The sequence below is a fragment of the Caballeronia sp. EK genome, assembly GCF_014384845.1.
GTDB lineage: Bacteria > Pseudomonadota > Gammaproteobacteria > Burkholderiales > Burkholderiaceae > Caballeronia > Caballeronia jiangsuensis.
This window is the reverse complement of record NZ_JACSUE010000017.1, coordinates 83,397-100,823: the sequence shown is the minus strand read 5'-3', so window position 1 is coordinate 100,823 and position 17,427 is coordinate 83,397. Positions and strand designations below refer to the sequence as shown.

Sequence of the window (17,427 nt, the reverse complement as noted above, 5' to 3'; positions counted from 1 at the left end):
GGGCGGTCGCGAGCCACGCTTGAGAGGTGTGTTATGCCATTCCAGCGCGGGGCCTGCCCGACGTGCGCGAAGACGCCGCGCTGGAATGACACAAAGCTCTGCCGCGAGGCCGGACCGGGTGTCGAACCGGATGATGCATCCGGGTAATCCGGGTAAAGCGATGAACTGCTGAAGTACCAACTACGCGGTGCCGACCGATGAAAACGCGATCGCGCACCACTTCACGGCCGGAACGTACAAAAACAAAGTGCCTGTATCAGCGGACTGACACAGGCACTTCGTTCTAACGGCGGCCGTTTGACGCCAATTACTTGCGCAGACCCAGCTTCTCGATCAACGAGCGATAACGATCCGCATCCTTGCCCTTCAGGTAGTCGAGCAGCTTGCGACGACGGCTCACCATGCGCAGCAGACCGCGGCGGCTGTGATGATCCTTCGAGTGCGACTTGAAGTGGACGGTGAGTTCGTTGATGCGGCTCGTGAGGAGTGCGACTTGCACTTCAGGGGAGCCGGTGTCGTTGGTGCCGCGCGCATATTCTGCGACGATGTCGGACTTCTTGACTTCTGCTACGGACATTTGCTTTTCCTTTGATTCAGACAGGCGGTCACGGAAGAAAGGCCGTGCCGTGGGTTTGCCAATTTCGGATTTCGCCTTAGTCAAAACTCCAAGACGAAGCGCGGAGTATATCACACTGCGGCCCGCCGAAGACAGGGTTCCGGCGGGCGCAGGCGACGCCTAGCGTGCCGGACGCGTCATTTTGCAGGTCGTCTCCGGGGCGGTTTTCTGCGCCGGCACGGCAAGCAGCGTGCGAAAGCCGTAACCGGAGCCTTCGTTATCGAGCGCCACGCCCTTCGCTCCCGCCTTGTCCATTTCCATGACGTAAAGGGGCTGGATCACCTGATGATCGTCGGCGCGCATCGCCATCGCGTGGAAGCCTTCGCCGTCGAATTTCATCCCTTCGAGCGCGCGTGCCACCGCGAGCGGGTTCGCGCTGCCCGCGCGGGTCATCGCCGAGGCGAGCATTTCGATCATCAGCGGCATGCGCGCGACGAGGTAATCGTCCGCGGCGGCCGGGTAGCGTGCGCGAAACGCGCGATAGTAAGCATCCGACGCCGCACCGCCGACGTTCGGATGCCAGTCCGCCACCGCGATCACGCGCTTCACGCCGGCGTCGCCGAGCGCCGCCGGCGCGCCCAGACTGTTTCCGTAGAAGGTGTAGAACTTCGTGTCGAGCCCCTGCTCGCGCGCCGCTTTCACCAGCAACGTCAGGTCGTTGCCCCAGTTGCCGGTGATCACCGCGTCCGCTCCGCTCGAACGGATTTTGGCGATGTAAGGCGCGAAATCCTTCACACGGCCGATCGGATGAAACTCGTCGCCGGCAATCGCGATATCCGGCCGCCGCTCCTTGAGCGCGCGCTGCGCTTCGCGGCTCACGTCGTGGCCGAAGCTGTAATCCTGATTCAGCAGATAAACCCTTTTGACCGCGCGATCGTCTTTCAGTGCGTCGGCGAGCGCGTCCATGCGCATCCCGGCGTGCGCGTCGAAGCGGAAGTGCCAGAAACTGCACGCGTCGTTGGTGAGCGCGGGATCGTCGGCGGAATAGTTCAGGAAAAGCACGCGGCGGTCCGGTTCACGCGCGTTCTGCTTGTCGATCGCCGCGACGAGGGCCGCCGCCACCGCCGAGCTGTTCCCCTGCATCACGAAGCCGATCCCGTCGTCGATCGCCGCGCGCAGTTGCACGAGCGTCGCCTCGCTGCTGCCCTTGCCGTCGAACACGACGAGTTGCAGCGGATGCATGCCGTCCGCGAGCTTCACGCCGCCCTGCGCGTTCACGCGCTCGACGCCGAAGCGCAGATTGCGCTCGACCATCGCGCCGGCATTCGCGAACGGGCCGGACATGCCTTCGATCAGCGCGAGCTTGATGGGCGGCAAATCGGCCGCTTTCGCCGTCAAAGACAATGCGAGGCACGTCGATGCCACAGTGAGCAGCCATCGCGCCCCGCGCACGCCGATTCCTTTCTTCATGGGTTCCGCCGATCCGCCGAAAGCGCGGATCATAGGCCGCACCGGGCGCGCCGCGCAAGTCCGTCATTGCCGACACATCCGCTCGAATAGTGCGGCGTATCGGAGAATGTTTTGCCGCGCGCGCATGTCAAAATCACGAGAAACATCGCATAAACGCTGCTCGCGGGCGCGAGGAGCAAGCACGTGGAGGCTTCAATGCTGCACAAACTCAACCGCATGCGCGCGTCGCTTGCGTGCGCGGGCGTCGCGCTCCTTCTGTCCGCCTGCGCGCAGCCGTGGCAGAACTATCAGACCGGCGCCGATGCATCGACGGTCACCGCCCGGCTCGGTCCGCCGCGCGAAGTCTACGATTTGCCCGACGGCGGCAAGCGCCTGATGTGGCCGACGCAACCGCTCGGCGAATTCACCACCGCCGCCGACATCGACGCATCCGGCAAGATCGTCAGCGTGAGGCAGGTGCTCGACGAGAACGAGTTCTACAAGGCGCAGATCGGCACGTGGACGAAGAAGGACGTGCTCGTGAACTTCGGGCGGCCGGTGGAGACGTCATACTTTCCGCTGATGAAACGCGAAGTCTGGACCTACCGCTACATGGAAGCGAACGTCTGGTACATGATGTACAGCTTCTATTTCGACGATCAGGGCGTTCTGCGCCTGACGCAGAAGACGCCCGACCCGCTTCACGATCCCGACCGGCGCAATCTGTTCTGAGCACGTTAGCGCCGCGCCATTGAAAAAGCCCTCTCGCGAGGGCTTTTTGCTGTCAGTCGAGACCGCGCCCGCCAATCAAAGCTGCGGATTGAGCTTCTCGACCTTCGAGTGCAGCTTGTTCAACGCGGCGATATACGCCTTCGCCGACGCAGCGACGATGTCCGGATCGGTGCCGACGCCGTTCACGATTCGCCCGCTCTTCGACAGACGCACCGTTACTTCGCCTTGCGCCTGCGTGCCGGTCGTGATCGCGTTGACCGAGTACAGCACGAGTTCCGCGCCGCTTTCGACCTTCGATTCGATTGCGTGCAGCGTCGCATCGACGGGACCGTTGCCGCCCGCTTCGCCCGTGACTTCGCTGCCTTCCACCGCGAACACGACCTTGGCCTGCGGTTGCTCGCCGGTTTCCGAATGCTGCTTCATCGACACGAAGCGGAAGTGTTCCTTCGCCTGCGCCTCGGCGGATTCCTCGGAGACGATCTGCATGATGTCTTCGTCGAAGATTTCGGCCTTGCGATCGGCGAGATCCTTGAAACGCGCGAAGGCGGCGTTCACGTCAGCTTCGGATTCGAGCGTCACGCCGAGCTCTTCCAGACGCTGCTTGAACGCGTTACGGCCCGACAGCTTGCCGAGCACGATCTTGTTCGCGCTCCAGCCCACGTCTTCCGCGCGCATGATTTCGTAGGTGTCGCGCGCCTTCAGCACGCCGTCCTGGTGAATGCCCGACGCATGCGCGAACGCATTCGCGCCAACGACCGCCTTGTTCGGCTGCACGACGAATCCGGTGATCTGCGAGACGAGCTTCGACGTGGGGACGATCTGCGTCGTGTCGATGCCGACATCGAGCCCGAAGTAGTCCTTGCGCGTCTTCACAGCCATTACGATTTCTTCGAGCGACGTGTTGCCCGCGCGCTCGCCGAGACCGTTGATCGTGCATTCGACCTGACGCGCGCCGCCGATCTGCACGCCCGCGAGCGAATTGGCGACCGCCAGGCCGAGGTCGTCATGGCAGTGAACCGACCAGACGGCCTTGTCGGAATTGGGCACGCGCTCGCGCAGCGTCTTCACGAGATTGCCGTAATGCTCAGGAATCCCGTAGCCGACCGTATCCGTGATGTTGATCGTGCGCGCGCCTTCTTCGATGACGCCTTCGAGCACGCGACAGAGGAAATCAATATCCGAGCGGCTGCCGTCTTCTGGCGAGAACTCGACGTCATCGGTGAACTTGCGCGCGAAGCGCACCGCGAGGCGCGCCTGCTGGTAGACCTGCTCCGGCGTCATGCGCAGCTTCTTTTCCATGTGCAGCGCCGACGTGGCGATGAACGTATGGATGCGGAACTGATTCGCGGGCTTCAGCGCATCGGCGGCGCGCTGGATGTCCTTGTCGTTCGCGCGGGCGAGCGAGCAGACCGTGCTGTCCTTCACGAGCGATGCGATGGTGTTGATCGCGTCGAAATCGCCGTTCGAACTCGCGGCGAAGCCCGCCTCGATCACGTCGACCTTCATGCGCTCCAGTTGCTTCGCGATGCGGATTTTCTCTTCCTTCGTCATCGACGCGCCGGGGGACTGTTCGCCATCGCGCAAGGTCGTGTCGAAGATGATCAACTTGTCTGCTGCCATGTTGGGCTCCTGTGGGGAGATTTATCGATTGTTGGAAATATCGCGATCGAAACGATAAGGCAAAAGGGAATTCGGGTGTTCGCGCCACCGCTGGCGTCGAAAACCTGAAAGGACGAGCAGACGGGAGGCGAGAAGAATTAGCGCGGTAGGCGCGCTAGCAGCGATAGTGCGCATAGCGACGCACCAGCCGGGAACAGCGAGAAGGGGAACGGAAAAAAGTTCATTCAAAAACTATAACGGCTTTTAGAGGCGCGTGCAATGAGGCTTTCCGATCGCGCCGATTGAAGCTCATTCGCCGCGCCTGTTTGCCGAAGCCAGCTGAAAAACAAAAAAGCCTGCGTCCCGGAAGGAGGCAGGCTTTTTCGATGCCGGACAGCCGATCAGTAACCGCCGATCGACGCGCTCACGCGCTGGCGCAGTTCCGAGCCATCGCCGACCGGCGCGTTCTCGATGCGGCGCGCGCCCTGGAAGCGCTTTTCCCAGTAGCCGTCTTCCATGTCGTCGACACGGATCGTGCTGCCGGTGGAAGGCGAATGCACGAACTTGTTGTCGCCGATATAGATGCCGACGTGCGAGAACGAGCGGCGCATCGTGTTGAAAAACACGAGATCGCCCGGCTTGAGATCGGAAACGGTCACCTTCTCGCCCACACGGCTCATTTCCTCGGCGCGGCGCGGCAAGGTCATGCCGAGCGTGTCCTGGAAGACGTAGCGCACGAAGCCGCTGCAGTCGAGGCCGGAATCCGGCGTGTTGCCGCCCCAGCGATAACGCACGCCGATCATGTTGAGCGCGCCGACGACGACGTCGCCCGCCTTGCTCGCCACGCCCGACAGAAACGACTTCGCGCCGCCCGAACTGCTGGCGGCGTCTGCGCTCGTTGCGTCAGAGGATTTGCTGGAGGAGAAAATGCCGTTGTTGGCATTTTGGCTGCTACTGCTGACTTCATCGGCGAACGCGCCGGAAGTTGTTGTCATCAGAAGGCCGATTAACATACCCGCGGCGGCGCGCGCGCATGTTTGAGTCAACGTTAGTGGTTGCATCGGTCGGTAGGTTTTACAATTAAAAGCTGCGAAATCAGGGAGATACGTGAAAGTTTGGAGGGATACTAGCCACAAAGTATTTAACTGTCAAAAGAAATAGAAAAATACAATTGAGATGGGCACCCAATTGGTGAAAAAGAAAGATTTTTAGGAATTCAGTGCTGCGGTCAGAAGCTTTCGTGTGTATTCGTCGGAAGGGTTCGCAAAAATCTTCTCTACTTCGCCCGACTCCACGACAAAACCATTTCGCATCACCGCCACGCGATGCGCCATCGCACCGATCACCTGCAGGTCGTGGCTAATGAAAACGTAACCGAGATTGTGCTTCTTCTGAATGTCGGCCAGCAGCGCAAGTACTTGAGTCTGAATGGAAACATCGAGTGCGCTCGTCGGTTCGTCGAGGATCAGGATGCTCGGTTCGAGCACGAGTGCGCGGGCAATCGCGATACGCTGCCGCTGTCCTCCGGAGAATTCGTGCGGATAACGATCGAGCGCCGCGCGCTCCATGCCGACTTCGCGCAGTACCGCGATCACCTTCGCGCGCCGCGCGGCTGCATCGAGTTCCGGACGATGCAGCGCGAGCCCTTCCCCGACGATCCTCTCCACCGTCTGCCGCGGCGACAGCGAACTGAACGGGTCCTGAAACACCACTTGCAGGTTCGAGCGCAGCACCGCCTTTTCGCGTCCGCGAAAATCGCCGATCGCGCGACCCTGAAACTGCACCGTGCCCGTCGAGGTGCGCTGCAGGCCGAGCAGCGCCATCGCGAGCGTGGACTTGCCCGAACCCGATTCCCCGACGATGCCGAGCGTCTCGCCCTGCCGCACCGTCAGCGTGACGTCGTCGACGGCCTTGAAGCGGCCGCGCCGGAACCAGCCCGCGAAACCCGGCAGGCGCGTCGCGTAGTCGACGGAGACATCCTTCGCGTCGAGCAGCACCGGCGCGATCGGCAGCACGGGCAGCACATTGCGCTTCGGCTTGCTCTGCATCAGGCGCTTGGTGTACGGATGCTGCGGCGACGTGAAAATCTCCTCCACGGCAGCGCTTTCGACAAGCACGCCCTTCTCCATCACCGCGACGCGCTCCGCGAAGCGCCGCACGAGGTTCAGGTCGTGCGTGATGAGCAGCACGGCCATGCCGCGCTTCTCGGCTTCATCGCGCTGAAGCTCCAGCAGCAGTTCGACGATCTGCGCGCGAATCGTCACGTCGAGCGCCGTGGTCGGCTCGTCGGCGAGCAGAAGCCGCGGCCGGCAGGCGAGCGCCATCGCGATCATCACGCGCTGGCGCTGCCCGCCCGAAAGCTGATGCGGATAACTGTCCACGCGTCTTTCCGGCTCGGTGATGCCGGTGCGCGCGAGCAGCGCGATCGCGCGTTGGCGCGCCTCGCGCGGACTCGTGCCGTCGTGTAGCTGGATCGTCTCGCCGATCTGGTCGCCGACCGTATAGAGCGGATTGAGCGCCGTCATCGGCTCCTGGAAGATCATCGCGATGTCGGAGCCGCGCAAGCCGCGCATCGCGTGCTCGCTTTTCGAGAGCAATTCCTCGCCGGCGAAGCGGATCGAGCCGGTCACTTCGGCGTCGCGCACGAGGCGCAGGATCGACAGCGCCGTCACACTCTTGCCCGAACCCGATTCGCCGACGAGCGCCACACGCTCGCCCGCGCGGATATCGAGATTCGCGCCGTCGACGGCGAGCGTGTCACCGAAGCGCACGCGCAGATCCTGAATCGAAAGAAGCGGCTCGCTCACTGCCCGCCTCCCGCTTTCACCGCATCGGCGATGCGCGTGTCCAGCGCGTTGCGCAGGGCGTCGCCCATGAAGGTCAGCAACAGCAGCGTCGCGACGAGCACGCCGAACGTCGACAGCGAAATCCACCAGGCGTCGAGATTGGCCTTGCCCTGCGCGAGCAGTTCGCCGAGCGACGGCGTCGGCGACGGCACGCCGAGGCCGAGGAAATCGAGGCTCGTCAGCGCGAGAATCGCGCCGCTCATGCGAAACGGCAGGAACGTGATGACGGGCGTCAGGCTGTTGGGCAGCACGTGCCGCCAGATGGTCTGCCAGTTCGACAGCCCCATCGCGCGGGCCGCGCGCACATAGTCCTGCGTGCGATTGCGCAGAAACTCCGCGCGCACGTAATCCGACAGGCCGATCCATCCGAACAGCGACAGCAGGATGATCAGCAGGATCAGGCTCGGCTCGAAGATCGACGCGAAGATGATGAGCAGATACAGCTCCGGCAGCGCGCTCCATATCTCGATCAGCCGCTGCCCGGTGATATCGATCCTGCCGCCGAAATACCCCTGAACCGCGCCCGCGACGACGCCGAGTACTGTGCCGATCGCCGTCAGCACGAGCGCGAACAGCACCGACACGCGAAAGCCGTACACCAGTCGCGCGAACACGTCGCGGCCGCGATCGTCGGTGCCGAGCCAGTTTTCGCGCGACGGCGGCGCAGGGTTCGAGCCTTTCGAGAAATAGTTGAGCGTGTCGTAGTAGTAGTGATTCGGCGGATAGATCGCGAAGTTGCCGGGCGCGCTGAAACGGTCGCGCACGAAGGGATCGAGATAATCGGCGGGGGTCGGGAAATCGCCGCCGAAGGTCGTCTCCGCATAGGTCTTCACGAGCGGAAAGTACATATGCCCCTGGTAGCGCACGACGAGCGGCTTGTCGTTCGACCAGAGCGGGCCCGCGAGGCTGATGACGAACGCCACGACGAACACGACGAGGCTCCAGTACCCCAGGCGATTGCGCTTGAAGCGCAGCCAGACGCGCCGCCCCGGCGGCACCGATGCCTCGCCGCGCAGCGGTTGCGCGTCGCTGCCGTTGGCCTTGCGCCGTGACGATTCCGATGAAGCGGCTCGATTCAAATCAGCGCTCCAGTTGTTCGAATTGAATGCGCGGATCGACCCAGACGTAACAAAGATCCGAGATGAGCTTCGTCGCGAGGCCGATCAGCGTGAAGAGATAGAGCGTGCCGAGCACGACCGGATAGTCGCGCCGCACGACGGATTCGTACGAAAGCAGGCCGAGCCCGTCGAGCGAGAACAGCGTCTCGATCAGCAGGCTGCCCGTGAAGAACGCGCCGATGAACGCCGCCGGAAAACCGACGATCAGCGGCAGGAGCGCATTGCGAAACACATGCTTCCACAGCACCCGGCGCTCGCTCAGACCTTTCGCGCGCGCGGTCAGCACGTATTGCTTGCGGATCTCGTCGAGGAACGCGTTCTTCGTGAGCATCGTGATGATGGCGAAGCTGCCGACCACCGACGCCAGCACAGGCAAGGTGATATGCCACAGGTAGTCGAGAATCTTGCCGCCCAAGGAAAGCGTCGCCCAGTTGTCGGACGTGAGATTGCGCAGCGGGAACAGTTGCCAGAACGATCCGCCGCCGAAGAGCACGAGCAGCAGCACGCCCAGCACGAAGCCCGGAATCGCGAAGCCGACGAGCACGACGAGACTCGTCGCGACATCGAACTTCGAGCCGTTCCTGACGGCCTTCGCGATGCCGAGCGGCACCGATATCAGATACGTGATGAAGAAGGTCCACAAGCCGATGCTGATCGACACCGGCAGCTTCGACACGATCAGCGACCACACGCTCTGATGCCTGAAGTAGCTCTCGCCGAGATCGAAGCGCGCGAACTTGCCGAGCATCAGGACATAGCGTTGCAGCGGCGGTTTATCGAAGCCGTAGAGCTTCTTGAGCTGCTCGACCTGTTGCGCATCGACGCCCGAATGCGTGCGCAGGCCGAAGCCGCCGCCGCCTTCGGACTGACCGCGCCGCAGATCGTGAACAGCCTGCTCGACGGGACCGCCCGGCACGAACTGGATCACGACGAACGTGAGCGTCAATACGCCGATGAGCGTCGGGATCATCAAGAGTATGCGTTTAAGGATGTAGCTCCACATGGCGCACCGTCCTTTATTTCGCCGCGGGTGCGGCTTTGGCCCACCACGTCGATATGATCCATTCCTCGGCGCCGTAATACAGCGGCAATGTCGACGGAAAGCCGAGCGTATTGCGATACGCCACGCGATGCGTCGCCGAGTACCAGTGCGGCACCACATAGTAGCCGTTCATCAGCACGCGATCGAGCGCGTGCGTCGCGTCGACGAGTTGCTCGCGCGTCTGCGCGGAAATCACTTTCTGCAGGATCGCATCGACGGCGGGCGACTTCACGCCCGCGAGATTGTCCGAGCCCTGCTCGTCGGCGGACTTGCTGCCGAAGCGCGAGACCTGCTCGGTGCCCGGCACCTGCACGTCGGGCATGCGCACGCTCGTCACGTCGAAATCGAACGCATCGAGACGCTTCTGGATGAGCGCGTAGTCCACGGTGCGGAAGTTCATCGAGATGCCGAGCTTCTGCAGATTACGCCCGAACGCGGCCGCGACCGGCTCCATCGACGCGCCGCCGCCCGTGTCGTCGAGAATCTCGAACGCGAACGGCTCGCCCTTCGCGTTGCGCAGCGCGCCGTCGCGATACGTCCAGCCGGCTTCCCGGAGCAATTCGCGCGCCTTGATGAGATTCGCGCGCAGCGACCCGGGCGGATCGGTGTCCGGCTGGCGCGGCATCTCGCCGAACACGGCGGGATCGAGTTCGCTCTTGAGCGGGTTCAGTATCGCGAGTTCGCCTTCGCCCGGCTTGCCCTTCGCCTGCAGGTCGGTATTGACGAAAAAGCTGTCGATGCGCCTGTACTGATTGAAGAACAACTGCCGGTTGAGCCACTCGAAATCGAGCGCGAGATCGAGCGCCTGACGCACGCGCACGTCCTTGAAAAGCGGCTTGCGCGTGTTGATGAAAAAACCCTGCATGCCCGTGCCGTTGTGCTGCGGGAACTCGCGCTTGATGAGCTCTCCACTGTCGAAGCGCTTGCCGATATCGCGCCGGACCCAGCTTCGCGCGATATATTCGACGAGCACGTCGTACTCGCCCGCCTTGAAGGCTTCGAGACGCGCGGTGGAATCGCCGTAAAGCTTGTAGTCGATGTGCGCGAAATTGAACATGCCCGCGCGCACCGGCAGCGACGCGCCCCAGTAATCCGGATTGCGCCTGTACGAGATCGTGCGGCCGTTGTCGAACCGGTCGATCAGATACGGCCCGCTGCCGACGGGCTTCTGAAACGCGATCTGATCGAACGGAATGCGCGTTCCGTCCGGCTTCATCCCCCACTTGCGCGAGAACACCGGAACGCCGCCCGCGAGCAGCGGCATCTCGCGCGTCGCGGACTTGAATTCGAAGCGGATCGTGAGCGGATCGACGACGACCGCGCGCGCGATCTGCCCGAAGTACACCGAGAACTGCGGCGCGGCCAGCGGACTCTTGAGCGTCTCGAACGAGAACTTGACGTCCTCGGCCGTCACCGGATCGCCGTTGGAGAAGCGCGCTTTCGGGTTGATGTGAAACGTCGTCGACATGCCGTCGGGCGCGACCGCGATATCGTCGGCGAGCAGGCCGTACGCGGTCGCTACTTCGTCGGAACTGCCTGTCGTCAGGCTCTCGAACATCAGCGAAAGACCGGGCGCCGGGTTGCCGCGCAAGGTGAACGGATTGAACTTGTCGAAGCTCGTCAGCCGGTTCGGATTCGCGAGCACGAGCGTGCCGTCGCGCGGGGCATCGGGATTGACGTAATCGAAATGCTTGAAATCCGCCGGATATTTCGGCTCGCCGTATTGCGCGATCGCGTGAACCGCATGGGCCGGGGTCGCGAGCCACGCGATCGATCCGGCCAGTGCAAGCGCGATGAATCTGCATGAGGCGCTGAATGAGCGGATCGTCGTGCGAGTCGTCATGTGCCTCTTTGGCGCGATGTGTGATGAAGCGTTGAATGACCCGGGCAGAGTCCGAAACGAGCGGCGCGGGAATCCTGGGCGGGGCATTGCATTGTGAGAGAATTCTACCCAAAATCACGCGCCATACGGCTCGCGGCCTACGGGTTTGCATTTAGGCCGATTGCGCCACGCACGCTACGCGCGGTATCCGCTTCATGATCCGCGCGCGACACTGACATCAAAGAAGGAGCATTCATGGGCTTTCTCGCTGGAAAACGAATTCTGCTGACGGGCCTGCTGTCGAACCGCTCGATCGCTTACGGCATCGCGGCGGCCTGCAAGCGCGAAGGCGCGGAACTGGCGTTCACGTATGTCGGCGAGCGATTCAAGGAGCGCATCACCGAATTCGCGACCGAGTTCGGCAGCGACATGGTCTATCCCTGCGACGTCGCCGACGATGCGCAGATCGAAGGGCTCTTCGCGTCGCTGGAAGAACGCTGGGACTCGCTCGACGGCCTCGTGCATTCCATCGGCTTCGCGCCGCGCGAGGCGATCGCGGGCGACTTCCTCGACGGCATGACGCGCGAAAACTTCCGCGTCGCGCACGACATCTCTGCATACAGCTTCCCCGCGCTCGCGAAGGCCGCGCTGCCGCTGCTGAAAGACGGCTCGTCGCTGCTCACGCTCTCGTATCTCGGCGCCGAGCGCGCGCTGCCGAACTACAACACGATGGGTCTCGCGAAGGCATCGCTGGAAGCGAGCGTGCGGTACATGGCGGCAGCGCCGTCGCTCGGCGGCAAGGGCGTGCGCGTCAACGCCATCTCGGCCGGCCCGATCAAGACGCTCGCGGCGAGCGGCATCAAGGGCTTCGGCAAGATCCTGAACTTCGTCGCAGAGAACGCGCCGCTCAAGCGCAACGTGACGATCGAGCAAGTGGGCAATGTCGCGGCGTTCCTGCTGTCGGATCTGTCGGGTGGCGTGAGCGCGGAAGTCGTTCACGTCGATGCAGGGTTCCACGCGGTCGTCGGCGGAATGGGCGGCGAGGCGGAATAACCCGCTCGTTTTCTGCTTCAAAAAAAAAGCGCCGCTCACTTTCACGTGAGCGGCGCTTTTTTGCTGCCTGCGGTCGTTCAAATGCCGCGTTCACCGATGTCCATGCGGGCCGCCATGACCGTTACCGTGTCCATGCCCATGCCCGTGTCCCGGCGGCGGACCATGATACGGCCCGTGCCCATGCCCGTGATGGCGATTCCAGTCGTTGCGGCTCCAGTAGCGCCGACCGTCCCAATACCGGTTGCCGTGCCAGCCGATGAACACCGGCGGCGCGTACATCGGCGCGGGCTGATAGACGACCGGCGGAGGCGGCGGCGCGTAGACCGGCGTCGGCGCGACATACACCGGCGCCGGAATGCCGATGTTCACGCCTACGTGCACATCGGCGCGCGCGGCGGCCGTCGCGCTCAGCGCTGCGATCACGAGCACACCCGCCACGATTCGTCCCGAAAGATTCTTCTTCATACGCAATCCGACCTCGCTTTTCTGCCTGTTCGCTTGGCACGAAATATAACGGAAAGCTTTCATCGCATTATTTCAGCTTTGTAAGTTTTCGCGCGCTTCAGCTAAATGTCAGGAGAAAGCTTACCTTTTGTTACATTGGGCTCAGGTCGGAAATCCCTGCGAGTGTTGTTTTAGCGGCGAATCCGTCCTCTGCCGATAAAGCCGCAACAAAAAAGCCACCCGCTGCGAACGGGTGGCTCTCGGTGCCCCACAACGGCAATGCGCGACGCTCAATGCCAGCCGTTGTGATGGCCGTTGTCATGTCCGTGACCGTGATCGTGGTCATGACCATGATCGTAATGGCGATAGTAGTCGTCGCGATTCCAGTAGCGACGGCCATCCCAGTAACGATCGCCATGCCAGCCGACCACGACGACCGGCTGCGCGTACATCGGCGGGGGCGGCGGCGCGTACACGACGGGCGGCGGAGGCGGCGCATAAACCGGCGCGGGCGCGACATACACGGGCGCGGGCACCCCGATGTTGACGCCCACGGACACTCCCGCACTGGCCGCGCCGGAGGCCATCAAACCGCCGATCATCACGGCGCCAGCCAGCACGGAAGCCTTCGATACCTTGTTCATGTGATGCCCCACCTCGATGGGTTGTTTGTTGTGTTGACGGGACTATATCGGACGGATGCCCCCTCAAGTGTTCGACTTCGTAACCTGCTATTACCGCGGAAAAACTTACGAAAAGTAAGCTCGCACGCATGAAAAAGGCGGCCTTCGCATCACGAAGGCCGCCGTCCACGAAAGGCTTTCTTCCGCTCAGTTCGGCAGTTCCTGCCCCTTCGTCTCCGGCGCGAGCGGAATCACCGCGAGGCCGATGAGGAACGCAACCGCGGTGATCGCGATCGGCACGCCGAGCGTCTTCATGTGGAGCACCATCGCGCCGATGCCGAAGTTCACGATCGCGCCGAAAAAGCGCCCAATCGACGTGCAGAACGCGAACGCCGTCGCACGCACGCGGGTTTCGAACTGCTCGGGCAGCCACAACGAGAACAGCGCGAAGTTGCCGCCGAAGAACCCAAGCACGACGAGCAGCGCGATGAACGGCACCAGCCCGTTCGGCAGATAGAACGCCCAGCCGAACGCGAGCGCGATCGACGCCGCCATGCCGACGAAGTACACCGCGAGCGTCTTTCTGCGGCCGATCTTCTCGGCCATCGGCGGCAGCGCAAGACAGCCGATGATCGTGCCGATCGAAAGCAGCCCGGTCGCGATCGACGCCATGCGCGCGGCGTCGTGCTTGTCCATGCCGGCCTTCGTCGCGAGCTGGACGACCGCGGACGGCTCGTACACCGCGCCCGCCCACAGCCCGATGATCGCCACCGTCAACAGCACGGCCGCGACGATCGTGCGTTTGCGATATTGCGCATTGAAGATCGTCTTGAGCGAGCTTTCGTGCCTGACGTGCGGATGAACGGTTTCGGCGCGCTCCCACTTGTCGGTTTCCTTCACGCGCAAGAGCACCATGATCGACACGACGACCGGAAACAGGCCGACCAGGAACATCGCACGCCAGCCGAAGGTCGCGCCGATCGTGTAGTTCAACGCCGCGGCAAGAAAGAAGCCCGCGTAATAGCCGGTCTGCAAATAACCCGCGCCCATTTTCCGGCGATCTTCCGGCCACGCCTCCGCGACATACGTCCCGGCCAGCGCCCATTCGCCGCCGATACCCACGCCCGCCAAGAAGCGATAGATGCCGAGCTCCCACACCGTATGCGCGGTCGCAGCGAGGCCGGTGAAGATGGCGAACGTGAAGATGGTCGCGGCCAGCACCTTGGTACGCCCGAAGCGGTCGGCGAGCGGACCCCAGATGAACGAGAGTCCCCACCCCACCAGAAACAGCGCGAAGAGTATCGAGCCGGCGAGCCCGACATTCGCCGGCGTCGCTTCGTAGCCCGAGCGCGGCAACAGTTCGGTGAGCGCCGGCGCAAGCACGAGCGCGTAGATGAACGAATCCATTCCGTCGAGCGTCCAGCCGGCCCATGCGCCCCAGAAGCCGGTGATCTGCGACCGGTTGAGCGGCGTCTTCGTGGCGCGGGTGGCGCTTACCTCTCGATCTAGCGTTGTCGGCATGGCCATGTCTCTCCAACGAAATTAACGACGCGCGAGTTAAAAGTGTTTGTTCTGGCGTCTAGGGAAAGCACCGGGGTTTCGTATGCACTTTTATATATAATATTTGAACAGTAACCCGCGACAACTCCGCACTTTCACCTATCCATGCCGACAGATCTTTTAGCCGTGTCGCCTCCGGCTTCCTTTCGCGATGCGCAGTTCGAGCCGCGTCAGAGCACGTCGCGGTTCATCGCGGATGCGCTGCGCGCCGCGATCGTCGATGGCTCGCTGCTGCCGGGCGAGCCGCTGCGCCAGGACGCGATCGCGCGGCAGTTTTCCGTCAGCGCCATTCCGGTGCGCGAAGCGTTTCGCCAGCTCGAAAGCGAAGGCTGGGTGACGACCGAGCCGAACCGGGGCGCGGCCGTCAGCCTGCAATCGGCCGACGAAGCGCGCGAGATCTACGAGATCCGCGCGTCGCTCGAAAGCCTGGCTATCGGCATCGCGATCGGACATCACACGCCCGACACGCTCGCCCACGTGAAGCGCCTGCTCGAAGCCGCAGAAAACGAGCCTGATCCCGCGCTTTACGTCGTGCGCAACGAGCAGTTCCATATGAGCCTCTACGCGCCCGCGGATCGCCCGCGTTTGATGGAACTGATCGGCCAGATGCATCGGCGAGGCGAGCGCTATCTGCGCCTTAAGCTCGGGCTTCCGATCCACAAAGATGCATCCGATGCCGAGCATCGCGCGATCTTCGATGCACTCGTCGCGCGCGATATCGAGCAGGCGCAAATGCTCGTCGCGCGCCACCTGCTCTCGACGGGCGATTTGATCTACCGCTTTCTCGCCGATGCCCAATCGCTCGCTCAATCGAGCCACGTCAAGAAGAAACGCCGCCCGCGCGCTTCGGCATCTTCCCGCACGATCCAAACGACCCAAACGACTTCTCCAGAGACAGACCGATGAACTCGTCCACACCCGCCGACGCCCTCACCGCAAGCCGGAACTGGAACACGCGCGCGCAGGAAAAAGCGCGGCGCCTGAAGCTGATCGAACCGTGGCTCGATGGCTCGGTGCTCGATCCCGCGCGCATCGTCGATGCGCTGAGCGCGCTGATCGTCACCGGCGATCGCGTCGCGCTCGAAGGCAACAACCAGAAGCAGGCCGACTTCCTCTCGCGTGCGTTCGCGAAGCTCGATCCGCAGCGGGTGCGCGACATCCATCTGCTCATCTCGAGCATCAGCCGGCCCGAGCATCTCGCGCTCTTCGAGCAAGGCATCGCGCATAAGGTCGATTTCGCGTTCGCCGGGCCGCAGAGCCTGCGCGTCGCGCAACTGCTCGAAGACGGCCAGTTGGAGATCGGCGCGATCTACACGTATATCGAACTCTATGCGCGCATGTTCATCGATCTCACGCCGCAGGTCGCGCTCGTGTGCGCCGTGCAGGCCGATCGTCACGGCAACCTCTATACGGGCGCGAATACCGAGGACACGCCGACGATCGTCGAAGCCACCGCGTTCCGCCACGGCATCGTGGTCGCGCAGGTGAACGAAATCGTCGATGAACTGCCGCGCGTCGATATTCCCGGCTCGTGGGTCGATGTCGTCGTGGAGGCGGACCGCCCGTTCGCCGTCGAGCCGCTCTTTACGCGCGATCCGCGCCACATCGGCGAGTTGCAGATCCTGATGGCGATGATGACGATCCGCGGCATCTACGAGCGTTATGGCGTGACGGCGCTCAATCACGGCATCGGCTTCGATACCGCCGCGATCGAACTGCTGCTGCCGACGTACGGCGAATCGCTCGGACTGAAAGGGAAAATCTGCACGAACTGGGCGCTCAATCCACATCCCACGCTGATTCCCGCGATCGAATCCGGCTGGGTGCAGAGCGTGCATTGCTTCGGCAGCGAAGTCGGCATGGAGGACTACATCGCCGCGCGCTCCGACGTGTTCTTCACGGGACGCGACGGCAGCCTGCGCTCGAATCGCGTGTTCTGCCAGCTCGCGGGGCAATACGGCGTCGATCTCTTCATCGGCTCGACGCTGCAGATGGACGCCGACGCGAACTCGTCGACGGTCACGCTCGGACGGCTCGCGGGTTTCGGCGGCGCGCCGAACATGGGACACGATCCGCGCGGCCGCCGTCATTCGAGCGAAGCGTGGCTCAAGCTGCTGAAGAACGATGGCCCGAATCCGAAAATCGCGCGTGGTCACAAGCTCGTCGTGCAGACCGCCGAGACGTACAAGAAAGGCGGCGAGCCGACCATCGTCGATGCGCTCGATGCGATCGCCGTCGGCGAGAAGAGCGGCATGCCGATCGCGCCCGTCATGATCTACGGCGACGACGTCACGCACGTCGTGACCGAGGAAGGCATCGCGTATCTGCATGCGGCCGAAGGCGTCGATGAGCGCCGCGCCGCGCTCGCGGCCATCGCGGGCGTGACGCCCATCGGCATGCGCGCCGATCCTGCCAGAACCGCCGAGTTGAGACGGCGCGGCATCGTCGCATATCCGGAAGATCTGGGCGTACGGCGCGGCGAAGCGAAACGCTCGCTGCTCGCGGCGCGCAGCATCGACGATCTCGTCGCGTGGTCGGGCGGCCTCTACGCGCCGCCCGCGCGCTTCAGAAGCTGGTGATCGC

Annotated in this window: 15 protein-coding genes; 4 read left to right on the top strand and 11 right to left on the bottom strand. The window is 63.1% G+C overall.

Annotation, left to right across the window (positions count from 1 at the left end; all coding sequences use genetic code 11):
* Positions 1 to 307 precede the first annotated feature (307 nt).
* Both rpsO and IAG25_RS34430 read right to left on the bottom strand, forming a co-directional pair.
* Entirely contained in the window at positions 308 to 577 is a 270-nt protein-coding gene (gene rpsO, locus IAG25_RS34435; RefSeq protein ID WP_035503009.1) for a 30S ribosomal protein S15, read from the bottom strand.
* A 159-nt stretch (positions 578 to 736) separates the two neighbouring features.
* Positions 737 to 2,026, bottom strand: a complete 1,290-nt coding sequence (locus IAG25_RS34430) for a branched-chain amino acid ABC transporter substrate-binding protein (protein WP_187608858.1) — start codon at positions 2,024 to 2,026, stop codon at positions 737 to 739.
* A 195-nt stretch (positions 2,027 to 2,221) separates the two neighbouring features.
* Here IAG25_RS34430 and IAG25_RS34425 point away from each other — a divergent pair, with 195 nt between their 5' ends.
* Entirely contained in the window at positions 2,222 to 2,737 is a 516-nt protein-coding gene (locus IAG25_RS34425; protein ID WP_187608857.1) for a hypothetical protein, read from the top strand.
* 75 nt (positions 2,738 to 2,812) lie between these two features.
* On the opposite strand, the gene IAG25_RS34420 is transcribed toward IAG25_RS34425, so the two are convergent.
* The 6 genes from IAG25_RS34420 to IAG25_RS34395 form a co-directional block, all read right to left on the bottom strand.
* Positions 2,813 to 4,357, bottom strand: a complete 1,545-nt coding sequence (locus IAG25_RS34420) for a 2-isopropylmalate synthase (protein WP_187608856.1) — start codon at positions 4,355 to 4,357, stop codon at positions 2,813 to 2,815.
* Between the two features lie 380 nt (positions 4,358 to 4,737).
* Positions 4,738 to 5,397, bottom strand: coding sequence for a C40 family peptidase (locus IAG25_RS34415; RefSeq protein WP_035503013.1), 660 nt, complete (start codon positions 5,395 to 5,397; stop codon positions 4,738 to 4,740).
* 147 nt (positions 5,398 to 5,544) lie between these two features.
* Positions 5,545 to 7,143 carry an ABC transporter ATP-binding protein gene (locus IAG25_RS34410; protein ID WP_035503015.1) on the bottom strand — a complete coding sequence of 533 codons (1,599 nt, stop codon included), beginning with the start codon at positions 7,141 to 7,143 and terminating at the stop codon, positions 5,545 to 5,547.
* Positions 7,140 to 8,261: an ABC transporter permease gene (locus tag IAG25_RS34405; RefSeq protein WP_375336556.1), complete on the bottom strand. Its 1,122-nt coding sequence runs from the start codon at positions 8,259 to 8,261 to the stop codon at positions 7,140 to 7,142. Before IAG25_RS34405 ends, IAG25_RS34410 begins: the two co-directional genes overlap by 4 nt.
* Before the next feature lies 1 nt (position 8,262).
* Positions 8,263 to 9,303: a microcin C ABC transporter permease YejB gene (locus tag IAG25_RS34400; RefSeq protein WP_187608855.1), complete on the bottom strand. Its 1,041-nt coding sequence runs from the start codon at positions 9,301 to 9,303 to the stop codon at positions 8,263 to 8,265.
* Positions 9,304 to 9,316: 13 nt separating this feature from the next.
* Positions 9,317 to 11,272, bottom strand: a complete 1,956-nt coding sequence (locus IAG25_RS34395) for an extracellular solute-binding protein (RefSeq protein ID WP_375336555.1) — start codon at positions 11,270 to 11,272, stop codon at positions 9,317 to 9,319.
* Between the two features lie 147 nt (positions 11,273 to 11,419).
* Here IAG25_RS34395 and fabI point away from each other — a divergent pair, with 147 nt between their 5' ends.
* Positions 11,420 to 12,217, top strand: a complete 798-nt coding sequence (gene fabI / locus IAG25_RS34390; RefSeq protein WP_187608853.1) for an enoyl-ACP reductase FabI — start codon at positions 11,420 to 11,422, stop codon at positions 12,215 to 12,217.
* Positions 12,218 to 12,307: 90 nt separating this feature from the next.
* Here the strand turns inward: fabI and IAG25_RS34385 are convergent, their stop codons facing one another.
* The 3 genes from IAG25_RS34385 to IAG25_RS34375 form a co-directional block, all read right to left on the bottom strand.
* On the bottom strand, positions 12,308 to 12,682 hold the full coding sequence (locus IAG25_RS34385) for a hypothetical protein (protein WP_187608852.1): 375 nt from the start codon (positions 12,680 to 12,682) through the stop codon (positions 12,308 to 12,310).
* Positions 12,683 to 12,951: 269 nt separating this feature from the next.
* Positions 12,952 to 13,305: a hypothetical protein gene (locus IAG25_RS34380; protein ID WP_187608851.1), complete on the bottom strand. Its 354-nt coding sequence runs from the start codon at positions 13,303 to 13,305 to the stop codon at positions 12,952 to 12,954.
* A gap of 186 nt (positions 13,306 to 13,491) precedes the next feature.
* Positions 13,492 to 14,805 (bottom strand): MFS transporter, encoded by a 1,314-nt coding sequence (locus tag IAG25_RS34375; RefSeq protein WP_187608850.1) that lies wholly within the window; start codon positions 14,803 to 14,805, stop codon positions 13,492 to 13,494.
* Positions 14,806 to 14,949: 144 nt separating this feature from the next.
* Between IAG25_RS34375 and IAG25_RS34370 the strand changes: the two genes are divergently transcribed.
* Complete coding sequence (locus IAG25_RS34370; protein WP_187608849.1) at positions 14,950 to 15,750, top strand: GntR family transcriptional regulator; 801 nt, start codon at positions 14,950 to 14,952, stop codon at positions 15,748 to 15,750.
* A complete protein-coding gene (gene mdcA, locus IAG25_RS34365) occupies positions 15,747 to 17,423 on the top strand; it encodes a malonate decarboxylase subunit alpha (RefSeq protein ID WP_187608848.1) in 1,677 nt (558 codons plus the stop codon). Before IAG25_RS34370 ends, mdcA begins: the two co-directional genes overlap by 4 nt.
* The last annotated feature ends 4 nt before the right edge of the window (positions 17,424 to 17,427 follow it).

Excerpts from the sequence above, each read along its gene's own strand:
- rpsO (WP_035503009.1), bottom strand. The coding sequence starts at position 577 with ATGTCCGTAGCAGAAGTCAAGAAGTCCGACATCGTCGCAGAATATGCG.
- IAG25_RS34430 (WP_187608858.1), bottom strand. The coding sequence starts at position 2,026 with ATGAAGAAAGGAATCGGCGTGCGCGGGGCGCGATGGCTGCTCACTGTG.
- IAG25_RS34425 (WP_187608857.1), top strand. The coding sequence starts at position 2,222 with ATGCTGCACAAACTCAACCGCATGCGCGCGTCGCTTGCGTGCGCGGGC.
- IAG25_RS34420 (WP_187608856.1), bottom strand. The coding sequence starts at position 4,357 with ATGGCAGCAGACAAGTTGATCATCTTCGACACGACCTTGCGCGATGGC.
- IAG25_RS34415 (WP_035503013.1), bottom strand. The coding sequence starts at position 5,397 with ATGCAACCACTAACGTTGACTCAAACATGCGCGCGCGCCGCCGCGGGT.
- IAG25_RS34400 (WP_187608855.1), bottom strand. The coding sequence starts at position 9,303 with ATGTGGAGCTACATCCTTAAACGCATACTCTTGATGATCCCGACGCTC.
- IAG25_RS34395 (WP_375336555.1), bottom strand. The coding sequence starts at position 11,272 with ATGCCCCGCCCAGGATTCCCGCGCCGCTCGTTTCGGACTCTGCCCGGG.
- fabI (WP_187608853.1), top strand. The coding sequence starts at position 11,420 with ATGGGCTTTCTCGCTGGAAAACGAATTCTGCTGACGGGCCTGCTGTCG.
- IAG25_RS34385 (WP_187608852.1), bottom strand. The coding sequence starts at position 12,682 with ATGAAGAAGAATCTTTCGGGACGAATCGTGGCGGGTGTGCTCGTGATC.
- IAG25_RS34380 (WP_187608851.1), bottom strand. The coding sequence starts at position 13,305 with ATGAACAAGGTATCGAAGGCTTCCGTGCTGGCTGGCGCCGTGATGATC.
- IAG25_RS34375 (WP_187608850.1), bottom strand. The coding sequence starts at position 14,805 with ATGCCGACAACGCTAGATCGAGAGGTAAGCGCCACCCGCGCCACGAAG.
- IAG25_RS34370 (WP_187608849.1), top strand. The coding sequence starts at position 14,950 with ATGCCGACAGATCTTTTAGCCGTGTCGCCTCCGGCTTCCTTTCGCGAT.
- mdcA (WP_187608848.1), top strand. The coding sequence starts at position 15,747 with ATGAACTCGTCCACACCCGCCGACGCCCTCACCGCAAGCCGGAACTGG.